This window comes from Bacillus sp. cl95 (assembly GCF_900115925.1).
Lineage (GTDB): Bacteria > Bacillota > Bacilli > Bacillales > Cytobacillaceae > Neobacillus_A.
This window is the reverse complement of record NZ_FOYF01000003.1, coordinates 35618-51976: the sequence shown is the minus strand read 5'-3', so window position 1 is coordinate 51976 and position 16359 is coordinate 35618. Positions and strand designations below refer to the sequence as shown.

22 protein-coding genes and 1 pseudogene are annotated in these 16359 nt (G+C 38.5%); 7 read left to right on the top strand and 16 right to left on the bottom strand.

Annotated features, from left to right (window positions below):
- Positions 1 to 113 precede the first annotated feature (113 nt).
- Complete coding sequence (locus tag BMZ31_RS09285) at positions 114 to 293, top strand: hypothetical protein (protein ID WP_090831471.1); 180 nt, start codon at positions 114 to 116, stop codon at positions 291 to 293.
- A gap of 25 nt (positions 294 to 318) precedes the next feature.
- On the opposite strand, the pseudogene BMZ31_RS20035 reads toward BMZ31_RS09285, so the two are convergent.
- From BMZ31_RS20035 to BMZ31_RS09260, 6 genes and pseudogenes are all read right to left on the bottom strand, one after another.
- Positions 319 to 462: pseudogene (locus BMZ31_RS20035) on the bottom strand (IS1595 family transposase); the annotation flags it as partial.
- A gap of 104 nt (positions 463 to 566) precedes the next feature.
- On the bottom strand, positions 567 to 1109 hold the full coding sequence (locus BMZ31_RS09280; protein WP_090831470.1) for a GNAT family N-acetyltransferase: 543 nt from the start codon (positions 1107 to 1109) through the stop codon (positions 567 to 569).
- A 230-nt stretch (positions 1110 to 1339) separates the two neighbouring features.
- The gene (locus BMZ31_RS09275) at positions 1340 to 1582 is read right to left on the bottom strand and encodes a glutaredoxin family protein (RefSeq protein WP_090831469.1); all 243 of its coding nucleotides are present in this window, start codon (positions 1580 to 1582) and stop codon (positions 1340 to 1342) included.
- A 15-nt stretch (positions 1583 to 1597) separates the two neighbouring features.
- Positions 1598 to 2035 (bottom strand): hypothetical protein, encoded by a 438-nt coding sequence (locus tag BMZ31_RS09270; RefSeq protein WP_090831991.1) that lies wholly within the window; start codon positions 2033 to 2035, stop codon positions 1598 to 1600.
- Between the two features lie 17 nt (positions 2036 to 2052).
- On the bottom strand, positions 2053 to 2403 hold the full coding sequence (locus BMZ31_RS09265) for an ASCH domain-containing protein (RefSeq protein ID WP_090831468.1): 351 nt from the start codon (positions 2401 to 2403) through the stop codon (positions 2053 to 2055).
- A 113-nt stretch (positions 2404 to 2516) separates the two neighbouring features.
- Positions 2517 to 2972 (bottom strand): SRPBCC family protein, encoded by a 456-nt coding sequence (locus BMZ31_RS09260; protein WP_090831467.1) that lies wholly within the window; start codon positions 2970 to 2972, stop codon positions 2517 to 2519.
- 189 nt (positions 2973 to 3161) lie between these two features.
- Here BMZ31_RS09260 and BMZ31_RS09255 point away from each other — a divergent pair, with 189 nt between their 5' ends.
- Positions 3162 to 3377, top strand: coding sequence for a hypothetical protein (locus BMZ31_RS09255; protein ID WP_090831466.1), 216 nt, complete (start codon positions 3162 to 3164; stop codon positions 3375 to 3377).
- Between the two features lie 168 nt (positions 3378 to 3545).
- A complete protein-coding gene (locus BMZ31_RS09250) occupies positions 3546 to 5078 on the top strand; it encodes a multicopper oxidase family protein (RefSeq protein WP_090831465.1) in 1533 nt (510 codons plus the stop codon).
- A gap of 18 nt (positions 5079 to 5096) precedes the next feature.
- On the opposite strand, the gene BMZ31_RS09245 is transcribed toward BMZ31_RS09250, so the two are convergent.
- The 10 genes from BMZ31_RS09245 to BMZ31_RS09200 all read right to left on the bottom strand — a co-directional run bounded on the left by BMZ31_RS09245 (position 5097) and on the right by BMZ31_RS09200 (position 11584).
- Entirely contained in the window at positions 5097 to 5528 is a 432-nt protein-coding gene (locus tag BMZ31_RS09245; RefSeq protein ID WP_090831464.1) for a hypothetical protein, read from the bottom strand.
- Positions 5529 to 5587: 59 nt separating this feature from the next.
- Positions 5588 to 6988, bottom strand: a complete 1401-nt coding sequence (locus tag BMZ31_RS09240) for a M20/M25/M40 family metallo-hydrolase (protein WP_090831463.1) — start codon at positions 6986 to 6988, stop codon at positions 5588 to 5590.
- Between the two features lie 71 nt (positions 6989 to 7059).
- A complete protein-coding gene (locus BMZ31_RS09235; RefSeq protein WP_090831462.1) occupies positions 7060 to 8106 on the bottom strand; it encodes a tetratricopeptide repeat protein in 1047 nt (348 codons plus the stop codon).
- Positions 8107 to 8244: 138 nt separating this feature from the next.
- Entirely contained in the window at positions 8245 to 8460 is a 216-nt protein-coding gene (locus tag BMZ31_RS09230; protein ID WP_090831461.1) for a hypothetical protein, read from the bottom strand.
- A 42-nt stretch (positions 8461 to 8502) separates the two neighbouring features.
- Positions 8503 to 8688, bottom strand: a complete 186-nt coding sequence (locus BMZ31_RS09225; protein ID WP_090831460.1) for a hypothetical protein — start codon at positions 8686 to 8688, stop codon at positions 8503 to 8505.
- Between the two features lie 299 nt (positions 8689 to 8987).
- Positions 8988 to 9368: an SET domain-containing protein gene (locus BMZ31_RS09220; protein WP_090831459.1), complete on the bottom strand. Its 381-nt coding sequence runs from the start codon at positions 9366 to 9368 to the stop codon at positions 8988 to 8990.
- A 126-nt stretch (positions 9369 to 9494) separates the two neighbouring features.
- Complete coding sequence (locus BMZ31_RS09215; protein ID WP_090831458.1) at positions 9495 to 9938, bottom strand: hypothetical protein; 444 nt, start codon at positions 9936 to 9938, stop codon at positions 9495 to 9497.
- A gap of 63 nt (positions 9939 to 10001) precedes the next feature.
- Positions 10002 to 10409 (bottom strand): group-specific protein, encoded by a 408-nt coding sequence (locus tag BMZ31_RS09210; RefSeq protein ID WP_090831457.1) that lies wholly within the window; start codon positions 10407 to 10409, stop codon positions 10002 to 10004.
- Positions 10410 to 10417: 8 nt separating this feature from the next.
- Positions 10418 to 10951 carry a GNAT family N-acetyltransferase gene (locus BMZ31_RS09205; protein WP_090831456.1) on the bottom strand — a complete coding sequence of 178 codons (534 nt, stop codon included), beginning with the start codon at positions 10949 to 10951 and terminating at the stop codon, positions 10418 to 10420.
- 114 nt (positions 10952 to 11065) lie between these two features.
- Positions 11066 to 11584: a YfiT family bacillithiol transferase gene (locus tag BMZ31_RS09200; RefSeq protein WP_090831455.1), complete on the bottom strand. Its 519-nt coding sequence runs from the start codon at positions 11582 to 11584 to the stop codon at positions 11066 to 11068.
- 525 nt (positions 11585 to 12109) lie between these two features.
- On the opposite strand from BMZ31_RS09200, the gene qoxA reads away from it, so the two are divergent.
- The 4 genes from qoxA to qoxD are packed head-to-tail and all read left to right on the top strand — an operon-like array spanning position 12110 to position 15963.
- Complete coding sequence (qoxA, locus tag BMZ31_RS09195; RefSeq protein WP_090831990.1) at positions 12110 to 13102, top strand: cytochrome aa3 quinol oxidase subunit II; 993 nt, start codon at positions 12110 to 12112, stop codon at positions 13100 to 13102.
- Positions 13092 to 15068, top strand: coding sequence for a cytochrome aa3 quinol oxidase subunit I (gene qoxB / locus BMZ31_RS09190; protein ID WP_090831454.1), 1977 nt, complete (start codon positions 13092 to 13094; stop codon positions 15066 to 15068). The genes qoxA and qoxB overlap by 11 nt, the downstream gene beginning before the upstream one ends.
- The gene (gene qoxC / locus BMZ31_RS09185) at positions 15058 to 15663 is read left to right on the top strand and encodes a cytochrome aa3 quinol oxidase subunit III (protein ID WP_090831453.1); all 606 of its coding nucleotides are present in this window, start codon (positions 15058 to 15060) and stop codon (positions 15661 to 15663) included. The genes qoxB and qoxC overlap by 11 nt, the downstream gene beginning before the upstream one ends.
- Positions 15664 to 15963 carry a cytochrome aa3 quinol oxidase subunit IV gene (qoxD, locus tag BMZ31_RS09180; RefSeq protein ID WP_090831452.1) on the top strand — a complete coding sequence of 100 codons (300 nt, stop codon included), beginning with the start codon at positions 15664 to 15666 and terminating at the stop codon, positions 15961 to 15963.
- Positions 15964 to 16359 lie beyond the last annotated feature (396 nt).

Here is a 16359-nt window from a genome sequence, read left to right as displayed (position 1 = left end):
TATTTTTCTAAAATCAAAAAATCTTTTGTTTTCTTAAACTTTATTGTTTTTAGATAGGGCATTAGAAAATTAGATTTATAGTATAATAATGGAAAAGGAGGTTGAAGAAATCTATGAAGAAGAACTATACAGTAGCTTTTGTTATGCTTTTTGTCGCATCAATTACAAGTGGATTCGCATTAAAGAATGTTTTTGACTATTCAATGATAGTTGGATTTGGTTTAGGAATAGTTTTCCTTTTATGCTCTGTTTTTTTCGCAGGTAGGAGTCAAAAGGATTCAAAGGCACAGTAAAAATAGTTGCTGTGTTTTTTCTTTATTAAGATACTTTTCTAAAATTATGAACAGTAATCTTGTTTGATTTTTGACACGCTAAAATAAGCATTTGTTCTACCTGCTTTTCAAAGGTCAAATGCTTGCCTATTTAGAGCCAACGGAACCAATATAATTAGTTATCCAGATAACTGTCGCAACACCTTGAAAACGCCTAATCAAAGTCTCTAAACGACTATAGAAACGTATTTTCATGGTAGATGATTAAGCACTTATGCTTTTTTACTTCTCAAACTAAATCCAATCACTTACCTTGATTCTCCAAATCATATGATCATACCCTTCGTCCCAAAAATCCTTCAACAAGAAATCAGGTGGTCCAAATTTCTTTTTCCAGATTTTTTGTGCACTAATATATCCACTATCTAAACAAAATTCTTCTATGCCTTTACTGTGTAAAGTAAAATACATTTTATTTAATAGCAAATTCCCTACCCCAATCCTCTGGTGGTCAGGATGAACAAATACTGTACCTACTTCAATGAGCTCTTTGAAAGCATTGTTTGTACAATCACTAATGAGTTCACTTGCTGGGCCGAATTCAATTGAACCAATAATTTTTTCACCATCTAAAGCAATCAAAAAATATCGTTTTTCACCATTGCTTTCAAAATCACTTTCTAAGTATTTTTCCTTAATTTTAATTTCCTCATTAATATCATCCAACTTCTCCCCTAAACCTTCCTTAGTAAACGTATCAATAATCACCATTCTAAAAAATTCATTTAACTGTTTAATGTCCTCCATTCTTGGCCTTCTTATGTCCACATTATTCACCGAAACCCCTCCCAACTTCTATTCACTTCGAAACAATATTTCAGTAATCCTCAGTGCTGCGAAAAATAACAGCTTTAACGAGGCACTTATTTTATATCCTGTTATCAACATTTATGTTTAACATAGCCATTAAAAAAATAAAATGACGTATGCCATTTCATACGTCATTTTATTTTATTTAGAAGGAACCAAAACCGGAATCCTTTAAATGAAAATAGTGTCACCTTTAATTATGATTGTTGGGCAAGTTCAATGATTTCTTTCAGTTCATTTGTAAACCCCTTAACTGCTTTATCAGCATACACAGTTACAGGCACCCCAAGGAAACCATATTGCTCGACTTCTACTTGAAACTGCGAGTTATCCGCAATATTTCTTTCCTCAAAAGGGATTTCAGCTTGAGTTAAGACTTGCTTGACCAAAGTACACTCTATACAGTCATTCGTGGAATATACAATCACTTGTTTTTGCATTCTATAAATCTCCTATCATTGCCAAAGCACCGGTTTTGTTACCATGAACCAAAGCATGATCATTAATAATGTAAGATAAATCCATATAGCCCTTTTTAGTTTATGTACTAAAACATCCCTATCGACATTCTGTTCTCCGAATTGACGGATGGTTGGCGTAAATGCCCGTGCCAAGAATAATAAAGAACACACGAGGATGATGATCGTCATTAAGATCCAAGGTGTTGTCCATGTCCAATGCCCAGCTAAAATAAGGCCTACGCCGGATGCCACAAGGACATGTCCGGCATGTTTGGCCAATCTTACGGAAAAGCGAAACGTATCTAAGTATGCTTGAGTGACGTCTCCTACAGTCGTTTTCATTTTTCTTACAAGAGACAGAAGAAGGAAAAACGGCCCAACCGAGATAATCACACTCGCAACATGTATGTACAAAAGCAAACTATACAACATCTTCAATGTAAAGCCTACTATTCTTGAACGGCACGGAACTCATGCACCCAAACGCGCATTTGTGGTAACCATGGCATGCCAGGGTGTAGGGACAAAATCGATTGTTTGTAATCTTCGACTGAAGAGAATCCTTCTTGACGAGCGTGTTCATCTGTTAACTCACCAAGTGATTGAGAGTATACCTTCTCCACAACAAAATCTTTGCCATTTAAAGTCATGATTTCGCCAACATCTGCATAACGCCCATTACGACGCGTCGCTGTTTTTTCTCCATTCAATACTTTTTGAACGTCTTCTTCAAGCGTAACCATTCTGTCCACTGAACAAGTTTTTGGAGGCAATGCTTTTTGATCATGTTGATTTTCCATTGTAAAACCACCTTTTATTTTCGATAAACAATACTTTATCATACATTCTTTCCAGAATCATCTATTTGAAAAATTTGAAACCTCCGCGCTGTTCGTCACGAAGGTCTCATGCTTTACTTATGGGATGGATGTAATTCTAATAACTTTTCTGCTACGGCATTCGTGAGCTCTTCTCCTGTTTTAGGTAGCGAGTTTTTTAGAACCGCATTCATGACGGAACCAAGAGCGCCGGCTGCTGTCAGCTCAAGATATCCTGTCATCTTTGTTCTGGAAGCTGTTATGGCTTCGGCTTCGAAATACCCATCACCAGATACGTTTTCATTTATTCCTTTTAGAGAAAACGTAACTTTTGTGGATTCAATCCACTCATTGATCGTAATCAGCATTTCTATTTTCTTTTTTAGAATTCCTACAGATTCTTTAAAAGCCCATTTCGATTGCCGTTCACTTAACTTTTCATGGCTTATGTACCCTGGCACTAATGGCGCCCAATGATCCATATCCTTCACAAAGTTCCAAACGTCAGCAATCGGAAGCTCCAACGTGACTTGATGTTTTCCCGACGGCATGGAAATCCCTCCTTGATGTTCATTACTTTGCAATATATGACGGAAAGCATTCTTTTAGAATAACAACCATACGGATAGATGTTTCAATTTGGGAAATGGCACCATTTTCAAGAAAATTAGAGAATAAGAGAGTTTTCAAAGGAAATAACAGCATCTCTGTCGAATAAATAAGACAAAGGGGTTGACCCAATGATGAATAAGGCTGGATTACTAAAAATCATTCACAATGCAAACCGTGGTAATTTTTTTTCAACAGAGATTCCTAAAGGTTCAAACGCAGATGAAAAGTCAATTGTAGATTTAGCTGGAGAGTTAGAAAGTGAAGGAAAGATTAAAATTAGAGAATGTATTCAAAGAGAATACTCTGTTTTTCTACATGGTATCATCAAGTATGCACCCAAGTGATTGGGTGTTTTTTTATTTGACCGTTCCATGTTCTTCAAAAATTCCTCGAAAATCAATAAACCAACGTTTTACGCCTAATTTCTCTTCCGATTTGTGATAGATTGCTCAGAATACAAATAACCTTTATAAGAATGGAATCCATTCTCCATCTCATCATGGAGGTGAAGTATGAAGCTCACCAAATTTGTTGATGAATTACCCCTTCTTCCAATCCTTAAACCAAAGTCAAAAAATCAACATTATACTTATTATGAAGTGCAAATGAACGAGTTTAAGCAAAAACTCCATCGTGATTTAGGGGAAACAACCGTATGGGGCTATGAAGGAAGCTATCCTGGACCAACCATTGAAGTGGAAAGCGGCGAAAAAGTTTTTGTTAAGTGGATGAATCATCTACCCACAAAACATCTCTTCCCTTTCGACCATACGGTGCATGGTGCCCATTCAGATGTTCCAGAAGTGCGCACCGTCGTACATGTACATGGAGCAAGTGTCGAATCGGAAAGCGACGGATACCCTGAGGCTTGGTTTACAAACTATTTTGAACGAGTGGGTCCTTATTTTAAAAAACAAATTTATCAGTATGATAATAAAATGCACTCTTGTACCCTTTGGTATCATGATCATGCACTTGGTATTACAAGACTCAATGTTTACGCAGGCTTGGCAGGCTTTTACATGGTTAGAGATGATCATGAACGATCATTAAATTTGCCAAGCGGTAAGTTCGAGGTACCACTCATGATTCAGGACAAAACATTTAATCAAGATGGATCCCTTTATTATCCGAAGCAGCCAGAAAAACCGGTACCAGGATTAAAGACTTCCATTGTTCCTGAATTTATTGGAGAAACCATTTTAGTAAATGGTAAAGCCTATCCTTATTTACGAGTTGAAACACGTAAATATCGTTTCAGAATACTCAATGCCTCTAACACAAGGTTTTACCGAATATATCTCGATTCACACCAACTAATGTATCAGATTGCCACGGATGGTGGATTGATGGAACAACCGATTGGGATAAGGGAAATATTGTTGGCACCAGCTGAGAGGGTCGAGGTGATTATTGATTTTTCCAATCTTGAAGGCAAAAGGATCATCATGAAGAACGATGCACCTGCTCCCTTCCCATCAGGTAATCCAGTGAATGAAAATACAGATACCGTGATGCAATTTAGAGTCAATCTTCCCCTATCAAGTATCGATACAAGTGTTATTCCTGCCTTCCTGACACGTCACCCAAAGCTATACGAACATTCAGCTACAAGAAAAAGATACCTGACATTAAATAATGATAAGGATCAGTACGGTCGTGAAGTCATGCTCCTAGATAATAAACACTGGGATGATCCGATCACAGAAGATCCTAAATTGGGATCAACCGAAATATGGTATCTGATTAATTTAACATCCGATACGCATCCCATTCATCTCCATTTAATTGATTTCCAGATATTGGACCGTACAGATTTTGACAACGAAAAGTTTAATAAGGAAAGGATTATTCATTACACTGGACCCGCCATGCACCCTGAACCTCAAGAGCGGGGATTAAAAGATACTGTAAGAGCTAATCCGCATCAGGTAACTCGGATTATGATGAAGTTTGGCCCTTATACCGGATTGTATGTGTGGCACTGTCATATTCTAGAGCATGAGGACTATGAAATGATGAGACCGTATATCGTGATCCGCTAATATTTCAATTCAGAACTTTTACCATTTTTCGCGTATCATGCTCCCCAGAAGTACACCATAAATCAGATGTCCAACCAACCATAGGAGGAAAGCATACATATCTGTGAAAGCAGGTGTTCTCTCCGATAATAAAGTGGTTGGATAGAGGATGATTCCAACTGCAACGCTTACAAAGATGGTGAATGTGATTTTTTCTCTATTTCCCCACCCTTTACTTTGTATGATATATAAAATAACTATGCTTAGAAGAATAGAAATGATAAGGTGCAAGCTGAACTCAAACGTTTCTGATCGTCTAAAAGATTGGAGTATCGGCACATAGTCGACGTTTAGTAGTAATGTATAGACTTTAATCTCGGTTACTGTCTGAGCGAACTTAAAAAATAGACCTAGGAAGATTCCTGATACCACACCTGCCATTGTAGCTTGCAAAATATGCTTTTTCGACATTTCTCCACACTCCCAAGACAAGAAGATTGCCCGAGAGTCGAGCAATCTTCTATCCTCTATTATCGTTTTACATCTTCCAAAATAGCTTCTACACTTCCTCTTCTCTCGATTAAACGTAAAACCCTTCGCAACTCGTTTGCACGTGAGAATACTCCTTTTAAAAGTTTTGTCACACGATAGCAAGCAGCAACATCCAAACACTCATCTTCTGTATGCTCATTTCTATAGCCTGCTGATACATTCACGCTTTGAATTCCATGTGATGCCCAAATCCTTGTGTCGCTACTACCGCCAGGAGTGCATTTCCATTCCGCTAATCCTTCTTGTGTTGCGGTTGTTTCAAAGAATTCTCCGTAACATGGATCACAAAACGGGATATATCCTCCACATGAGACGACAATGTCTGATGAACCGCGACGGTCGACCACGATGGCCGCATCTGTTCCCCACAAGAAATATTCGTCAACACCTTGCGCGCCTACAAGTCCACATTCTTCTTTTACGGTAAAAATATACTTCACCTTGCCGTTAAAATCGGAAGTATGGAGAAGGTGTTCCGCCATATGAACGAGTACCGCCACTCCAGCCCGGTCATCGGCACCAAGAATACCTTCACTGCTGGACCAGATATGATTATTTTTAAGAATGCTGCGATTTGGCTCTAATTCATAGGCAATATCCAAGTGAGCATTCAGAAGAATCGTCGGCCCGATTCCAGTTTTGTATGTTTTTTCAGCAAGAAGATTACCATTTCGATCCACTGCTATTTTATCAACAAGTGGCTCCATTTTCTTTTTAACAAAATCACGTACTTTACCCTCATGGCCACTCACACCTGGAATTGACAGCAATTCTTCTAGCAACTTATAAAACATTTGCTCTTTGATAAAATTAAAGCCTTTTTCCAGCCACGCTTCTTGAACGAAGCTCATTTTTTCAGCAGTTGCAAGCAATTCTGTACGATTTTGATGGAAGGAAACACTGTAATGGTTAGCTCTTTCGCGAGTATGAACATGTTTTACCCCAAGTGCGAGCAGCATTTGCGTGAGTTCCTCCATGTCTCTTCCTTTTTGAATCATGACATATGCAGCATTTCTCTCATGCCCATCACAAGAACCCATTGTATGAAAACCAAGACGATTTAGCTGACGGACGATACCGGCAATATACGTATCTAGTTCTCGAACCTTTGGTGCATCGATGCCAGGACGGAACCAGAGCCCTTCTCCACGACCACGATATTTAAAATCAATGGCTTTGATCCATTCTTGTTCGCTCAATGGTGCATCGTGAATGACAAGCTTACTTCCTTGATATGAAAAATTCACTTGTGCTTTTGCTAGGCATTCGATTAAGAAGTCCATATTCTCGATTGTTTCATTCTTTGTTTGAAAAACGTTCGTCTTTTCTTCCGTTAACATCCACCCATACTGTACCAACAATTGATTCCAAGTTTTCATTGTCCATCATCTCCCTTTCGACTACTGAAATCAGTATCTCAAAAAGGCGATGACAGCCCTGTCATCGGCTGTCACTCTTGGAAAAACGGGTCGTCACTGCGATGGATAATGGTGTAAGGTAAAGTCCCGTTGTAATAGTATCCTGTCTGATTGTTCTTACGTTTACTCTCGATTACCTGTAAGGGCAACTCGATGCAATTAAGCTTTTGCCTCAGCCTGCGCATATTCTGAATATACGTATTATCTTCTATTTCACCGTTCGTAAGCCGGTTTGTGAGTATGTCTCGGAAGTGTTCTTTGTTTAGCGGATTCTCAGAATCACTTTTCAAAAAGAATTGGTAAAGGAACTCAGCTTGATTAGGTGTCAAACTTACTTCTTTACCATTAAAGCAAGCTGTTGTTTCGCGATCTCCAAAATATAGAACGATATGATGATAGGTTTGAGAATCTACTAAAAGATCACACTCCTCTTTTGAAGCAGGACGAGCGGAATCTTTTGTGATAATTTTAAAGGCGTTCGAACTCAAATACTGTTCGTTTTGATTAATGAGATGATACAAAGGCGATTTTTCTAGATTAGGAACCTTGCCTAGATCGGCAAGACTTGATAGTTTCTCTATTTCCGCTTGCGTTTGTTGTGCAAAATGTAAAGCGCTATTGGTTAAATACAGGTGTGAATTATACAATTGTTGATTACTCAACTTAAACACTTCACTTTGTGTTTTCTTTTGCTTTGAAATAGCTTTTTGAAAATGATCTAATGCACCCGTATAATTTCTAGCTTTATATGCTAGAAATCCTAACCGATAATGGGCTGCTGGGTTATCACGATCATATCGAAGAGCTTGTCTCAACGTATGTTCAGCCAACCTATCATCTTTTTGATACTCAGTCTTTAAATAGGTCCCGTACTTAACAAGGTAAAGAATGAGATCCTTCTTAATTTTATCCAAACTCGGGGTATATTCACTGTCAGGATCAGATTCAATCTTACGATAGAGCGCTTCATAAATATTTACAAGCCGGTGATACCCCTGACCCTCATTTTCAGAAATAGCCTGTCTGAAATCATCCTCCATATCTAGTAATTCTTCGATTGATTTATCTTCAAATCTCAAGCTAACACCACTTTCTTTCACAAGGAATTTTGTGCAAATTTTGGTCAAAAAATTCATTTGGAAATTAAATTTAATAACTGTAGAAATTATAAGTTATGCAAAATTCACATAATAAAAACGCTTAGATGAACAAGCGTTTTACCATTTATTTTTATTCGTACTTCTGTAAACATAATCAGCATTTTTATCGGATGTCCATTCACTAATAAAATAAGCTAAAGCCATAAAGAATCCGCTTAATCCCATAGCAAGTTTGTAATGTCCTAAAAAAAACAGTACAAATGCTCCAATAATACTTGCTATCATAATAATCAATACCCAATTCTTAATTTTCTCTTTGATTTTATCATCCAATTGAGCAACCTCCTAAATTAGCAGTCCCTCTCTTCTTCCCTTTTACAATTGATGTGTGCAATGAGGACAATGCCCACCAGGTGTTTTTCTCGCTAGCTTCCCACACATATCACAAACAATCGGTCGGGAGTCAGTGAAATTATTTAAGAAAATCCTCAATCCATATGCAAAAATACCTCCTACTACTGCAATGATTAAAATCGTTACCCACATCGGGATACTTTCCATGACTAAACCTCTCTTTGTGTTCGACTTTTATAGTATTCATACTGCAAATCCCACATTAAAGTTTCAAAATTTTGTAACTTTTATTCTCTGAGATTTTTTATTTGTGTGTCTGTACGGTTCATTTGTGTAACTGTACAGTTTATTCGTGTAAATCGGAGATTCATTCGTGTGAATCTCGTTTCTATTTGTGACTGTCACTCCAAAGACACAAACACCCGCCAAACCACCCCAAACCAAACCAACCCCACCGCAAAACCCCAAAACAAAAACCACTTGCTCAGCAAGTGGTTTCAAATATCTTACTTTTCTTCATTGAACCAAAGTGGATCTTCGTTGTCCTCTTCACCATTGTAATTGATGAAAATTTCTTCCCCCGCTTTGATATCTGTATAAGCGAAGAAATCAAATTTATGGTTATCGAAGTCGATTTCATACGTTGCATTTGGTTTGTATGAGTGGTTAAATAACATCCCATAGCCTAATAAAATGGCTGTATGATTGATTCCATACTCAAATGCATAGTCAGCCAAGGCTGTTTTTTCGATATGTTCGTGTTGGTCGTTTGGATAGGATAAAACTGGCGCTTCGTGAATAAGTTCGCCTTTCTTGATGTCGCGTGTGGCAAAAACGCCTCTATTAAATTCTCCCGCACTAATTTCTGATTTTTTCACTTCAATCATTTAAGTCACCTATTGTCTTTCGTAAAGTAGTTGTGTTACTAGCATGACAGTAGATGAGCAGTAAATCAACCTAAACACCCTAAATTTTGTGTTTTTTCATTGAACAAAACTTTCCAACAGATGGAACTATTCCACTTTTATAGAAAAAGCATAGCTGCCTCCGCCCTGTTTCCAATGTGCCATTATGTGATAAACATAGAGACCTTTTTCCGATGGTGCTGTGAAAGTCTCATGATTCATGTCGATTCCTTCAACTTCATCTTCATTCAGCCATTTTTCTACTTCCAACGTTCCATCTATAGGTTCTCTATCAAAATTGATCATGATCGTTGAATTCGGTTCAACGACAACTGCATTTTTCTTATTTCCCATATGGTAAACGGACGTATATGCTTTATCCACGCATCCTGCACGTAATAGACCATCCCAGCAATACGAGCCTTCTGTTGTCTGAACACTTTTTTGAGCAACTGTCACTGTAGGTTCTGGTGGCCTAGTTCCGATTTGAAAAGCATAGATGCCAAGGGCAATCACACTTAGTAAAATAAGGCTCGCGAGCAATCTTTTCATTTAAATATTCCCCCTCCACCAAATAGACGACGAATATCCAAAAATTGTTTCACAGCTATTCGCCTATTTCTTGAGCAAATTCGCTTTAACCTCAGACACAACATCATCGATAAAAGTGCTTAACTCACCTACAAACGTCTTTACGCCATGCACATGATAAAAGGTAGAGGTGGTTTCAAGATCAAGAATGTCTGTTCCATTTGAGTACAAGTAAACAGGGATACCTAAACCCAGAGCGATTCCAAACTCAATATGGCTTCCCTTGCCTGCGGGAGTGAGGACAATGAGAAAATCGCAGTCCATGACCGACCGTTTTTCATCTTCTCCTATCCTCCTTAACTCTACTAATGTTTCGGCCCGATTCTTCTGAGTCCAATCATAAGTTTGAACCCATCCGTGCCGATTCAATTTCCCTGCAACTTCTCTAACAGCCTGTATATTTGCAAAACTGGACGCTATGTAATATTTCATTACAATTATTAATCTACTAACCTTTTCAACATATGAATATCAAGTGGCTCTTTTTCAAATAATTCCTTGTCAACCTCAGAAGTAATACGAGATCCACATGACTGATAAAACCCAACAGCAGACTGTGTCTCTGTTGAAGAGATATAGAGATATTTAGCGCCTCTTTCTATGGCCTTTTTGCTCAAAAAGTCGATAATCGTGCGCGCGATCCCTTTTCTTCGGTATCCATTCGAAACATACATTAAATCTATTTGAAGTTGATCCATTTCTTTGCCACGGAATTTGTGAGCCAACACTCCGAAACCCACCATTTTATCACCATCAAAGGCACCATAAGCGGTTCCTCCATTTGAAAGTTCATATTCGAAACGAGAAATCATTTCTTGATAGTCTTTTTCCTGCCAATTTGGACACTCATGTCCTGCCTGTTGTGCTTCAAGGACACCATCCTTCATGCTATAAACAGCTTCTATCGTTTCGGAACGGTCTATATCTCTGATTTTTTCAGAGTCTTCGATATTAATATTTTTAAAAGTAATCATAATGCCTCCAACAATAAATAAAAATTGTAATCTAAGGGTTATTTTACCATAAATAGCGGTTTTAAAGATATTTCACGTCCAAAAAAGGCAGCCAAAAGCTGCCTTTTAAGTTTACTAGAATCCTAACCTCTCTCTAAGTGAGGTAATATGGGCCGTATGATGCCTTCCATGCCAGGAATATATTCCGATATTCTTCCATAATGGTATTTCACCAGAGGCAGGATGAATAAACGTCCTATTCAGTTCCTTTGTTGTTAGAGAGCGCAATAAATGACTCCATCTAATATGTAAGGAATCAAGCATGACAAGTGAGTTTTCAATAGGCATATTGTAATCTGTTAGTTCTGCCCATCTCGCCTCGTCATACGGCTTTATAACAGGGTTATCCTCGGTCAATGCGAATTTAAACCTCGTAAAGGCATTTAAGTGACTATCCACAACATGATGAACCACTTGTCTTACCGTCCATCCCTCGGGGCGATATTGCAAATCTAATTGTTCTTCAGTTAAGCCTGATACAGCTTCTCTCATAAGCTTTGGCAAACTGGCAATATCATTCTTCCAACCTTCAACCACTTCAGAATCCAATTCCCCTACGTAATGAAATTCTCCTATTGGATAACGTAAATCCATATTTATTTCCTCCTCTTATAATTCGTTTCTTTCTATATAATATGTAACATAATAGACTTGCATTCTTTAAACCCACTTTGCGCCCAGAAATTGTCGTTTATTATCATATTCTGCTATTTCCCACGCAATTCCTTCTATTTTCTTTAATTTCTGGCTACTTTAAGTAGCTAGAGCTCTGTTGAATAAAACACCTCTGATTATTTTCCGCTTACATTACCACTTCTGATTTCCAACTAACAATTCTACCCTATTTAGGTAATCCCACATATAAATGGTATGTTCCAAAATGCAAGCAATAAGCATCAAAAATTTTCAACTGTTAACAAAATCCTTACCAAATTTGTCACATTTAATTTTGTTTTTCTGTGATAACATCATAGACATAGTGTTAATTGAAAATTTGAAGGACTTCCCTACGGAAGTTTGTGAACAACTGAACATTACTTTGTGATGTAATTCACAATATGTTTTCTCATGTAAAAGGAGCTGAATTCATTGAAGTTAAACAAGTTTGGACTTTCACTTATGGCGTTCATTCCACTCTTATTTCTTAGTGGCTGTGAAACCAATATGGTCGTGTTTGAACCCCAAGGTCCAGCAGCAAGGGCGATTTTGGATCTTATCAACTGGTCACTAATATGGATGTTGTTAATAGTGGTCTTTGTTTTTGGATTATTTGGGTACATTGTTTGGAAATATCGTGAAAGAAAAGATAATTTAGATTATGAGCCACCTGAAGAACACGGTAGTACTCTTCTTGAAATTATCTGGACGGGTATTCCGATTCTTATCGTTATTGCTTTAACGATTCCAACTGTTAAGACTCTTTATTCATTAGAAGAAGTTCCAAAAGGATATGAAGATAAGGAACCTATCACGATCAATGTTACGTCTGCTGACTGGAAATGGATCTTCAGTTATCCCGAAGAAGGTATTGAAACTGTCAACTATGTGAACATCCCGGAAGATCGACCTGTTCACTTTAAACTGACTTCTGCAAGTACGATGCAATCATTCTGGATTCCGGCTCTTGGCGGTCAAAAATACACCATGGGTAAAATGGAAACTGACATGTATCTTGTAGCTGACAACCCAGGTTCTTACGAAGGAAGAAATACAAACTTCAACGGTAAAGGCTATGCTGATATGCAATTTGAAGTACTTTCTCAAACTCAAAAAGATTTTGATGAGTGGGTAAAGGAAGTACAAAAGACAGCTCCAAAGCTTTCTGAAAAGAAATATGAACAATTGCTCGAACCAAACAATTTAGGACGTTTAACTTTCTCTAACACTCATTTAGAGTATGTAGACCATTCGAAGATGGATTCAAAGACATACACGAATCCTGATATGTATGAAACGCATGGTTACAGAGGAAAAACTTTTGAAGAAGAAGATAATTATAAAAATAAAGACGCTTCAGGACATATGAATCATGACGAACACATGGATATGGATATGGATATGGAACATGATGAGACTGAAGAAGCTTCTGGAGGTGACCACCATGGGCATTAAATGGGACGGATTTTTTATTACAGGTGATCCTTTAATACTAGGTTCACAGATTGCTATTGTGCTCACGATGCTGGGTATCGTTGCTGGTGTTACTTTTATGAAAAAATGGAAGTGGCTTTGGACAGAATGGCTGACGACAGTTGATCATAAACGTATTGGAATTATGTACATTATTGCTGCCGTATTGATGTTTTTCCGTGGTGGAATTGACGGGTTACTCATGAAGGCACAAACAGCTGGGCCTGATATGAAACTCTTAGACGCTCAGCATTATAATGAAGTTTTCACAACTCATGGCGTTATCATGATTTTATTCATGGCTATGCCATTCTTGATTGGATTAATGAACGTCGTTATCCCGCTTCAAATTGGAGCAAGAGACGTTGCCTTTCCACAATTGAACGCACTAAGTTTCTGGTTGTTCTTTAGTGGAGCTATGCTTTTCAACATTTCGTTTGTTATCGGTGGTTCACCTGACGCTGGTTGGACTGCGTACTTCCCTCTTGCTGGTAAAGAATACAGCCCGGGAATTGGAAATAACTATTACGCGGTCGCCCTTCAGATTGCCGGGATTGGTACTCTGATGACAGGGATTAACTTCATCGTTACGATTTTGAAAATGCGTACTAAAGGCATGACATTGATGAAAATGCCAATGTTCACATGGACATCTTTCATTACTTCTATTATTATCGTGGCTGCGTTTCCTATCTTCACGGTTGCGCTTGCGTTAATGACTTTTGATCGTTTGTATGGAACACATTTCTTCACGTTGTCTGCAGGCGGAATGGATATGCTTTGGGCAAACTTATTCTGGCTATGGGGACATCCTGAAGTATATATCGTTGCATTACCTGCTTTCGGTATTTTCTCAGAGGTTATTGCGACATTCTCACGTAAATCATTGTTTGGTTATAAAACAATGGTAGGTTCTATCGTTGGTATCGCCATCTTAAGTATGCTCGTTTGGGTTCACCACTTTTTCACAATGGGTGCAGGACCTGCAGTCAACTCGTTCTTCTCGATTTCGACAATGGCTATCGCAGTTCCAACCGGTGTCAAAGTATTTAACTGGCTATTCACTATGCGTAAAGGCCGTATCAAACTCGCTAGTCCGATGCTTTGGGCATTAGCGTTCGTTCCATGTTTTACAATTGGTGGAGTTACAGGGGTAATGCTTGCAATGGGTGCTGCTGACTATCAGTACCACAACACATTGTTCCTTGTTGCTCACTTCCATTACGTATTGATTCCAGGTGTCGTATTCGCGGTATTTGCTGGTCTTTACTACTGGTGGCCAAAAATGTTCGGCTTTATGCTGAATGAAAAATTAGGTAAATGGCATTTTTGGTTATTCGTGATTGGTTTTAACGTAACATTCTTGCCAATGTTCTTCTTAGGATTAGACGGTGCTGTAAGACGTGCTTACACATATTCAGCTGAATCAGGATTCGCACCATTGTTCATGGTTTCAGCTCTTGGATCAGTTATCTTAGCAGCTGGTTTTGCAGTATTCTGCTACAACATTTACTGGAGCATCCGTTATGCGGACCGCAACATTTCAAGCGACCCTTGGGATGCTAGAACTTTGGAATGGGCAACTGCCTCCCCTGTTCAGCATTACAACTTTGCTAAATTGCCTGAAGTTAAGACACTTGATGCATTCTGGCACATGAAAAAAACAAACGAGGGCTTAACGCTTTCTGACAATGAAATTGAAGAAATCCATATGCCAAGCAACTCTGGCCTACCATTCATGATGTGTGTGGCGTTTGGAATCGTCGGCTTCTTCCTTGTATTTGAATGGCATTTGGCAGCCGCTATTGGTGCAATCGCCATTGTTGCTGGCTTGATCATCCGTTCATTCGATTATAATGATGGTTACCATGTCCACGTCGATGAAATAAGTGAAACAGAAAAAGCATGGAGAAATGTTGAAGGAGAGGTGAATAATCATGTCAGCTAATGTGAATACGTCGTTACCACTTGAGTATCAAACGGAACAAAGCCGCATGAATATTCTTGGATTCTGGATCTTCCTTGGTGCTGAGATCATCCTTTTCGCTACTTTATTCAGCGTTTACGCCGTGCTTTCTCAGCGTTATGCTGGCGGTCCTACACATCAGGACCTGATAGAAGTAAAAGGCGTCATGATTCAAACGTTATTGTTATTGACAAGTAGTTTCACAATGGGATTAGCTATCTTTGAAATGCGACGCAACAACTTAAAGGGCTTACTGACTTGGTTTGTCCTTACCCTCCTTCTTGGAGCTGGATTCTTGTTCATGGAAATCCATGAGTTCATCACATACGTCCATGAAGGTGCAACCATGCAAACAAGTGCCTTCCTATCAAGCTTTTTCGTATTACTTGGGACTCACGGAGCCCACGTTACACTCGGTATTGGCTGGGCGACGATGATTATCATTCAGCTTGTTAAAAGAGGTTTGACTCCAGTTACAGCTCGTAAGACTTTCATCATCGGCTTGTACTGGCACTTCCTTGATGTCGTCTGGATTTTCATCTTCACATTCGTGTACTTGAAAGGATTGGTGTCTTAAATGGAAAAGAAAGCATATCCAGTAAGTCATATCATTGGTTTTGTATTTTCATTGATTATGACTTTTGCTGCTGCAGGTGTGGCGCTTAAGACGAATCTTTCCTTCAAAACGATCATGTGGATTATCGGGACATTGGCTGTACTACAAGCTGGTCTACAACTTACGATGTTCATGCACGTGAGTGAAGGCGAAGACAGCAAAACGAACACTGTCAATATGATTTACGCTATCTTTACTGCCATTTGTATCGTGGCAGGTACGATTTGGGTCATGTCATTCGGCATGCACGATCATATGTAAATTGAAAAGCGTGAGGACTTCTAATGGAGGTCCTCACTTTTTTGTGGTTTCATTACGATGGAATGACGATAATTTTGCGAAAGGCATCTGAAACTTCGTTCAATTTGTCAGGATCTCTAGCAAGGGTGCAAAAATTCATTAAACTAGTAATCTAACTCCCCATAAACGTGAGGACTCATAATTGGTCCATTTGAAATCGTCATTTAGGAACAATCTCCTTACATAAATAGGTAAAAATTTAATAATTTAGTAAAAATTACACAACTAGCTTCCCCTCCGCGTTATAAATCTTTCCAATTTGGCTATTCATCGATCCAATTTTAGACTTCATTTGTCCAATTTCCGCAAACATTCTCTTAGTTTCACAAAAAGTACATAAACGAAAGAAAAGGATAC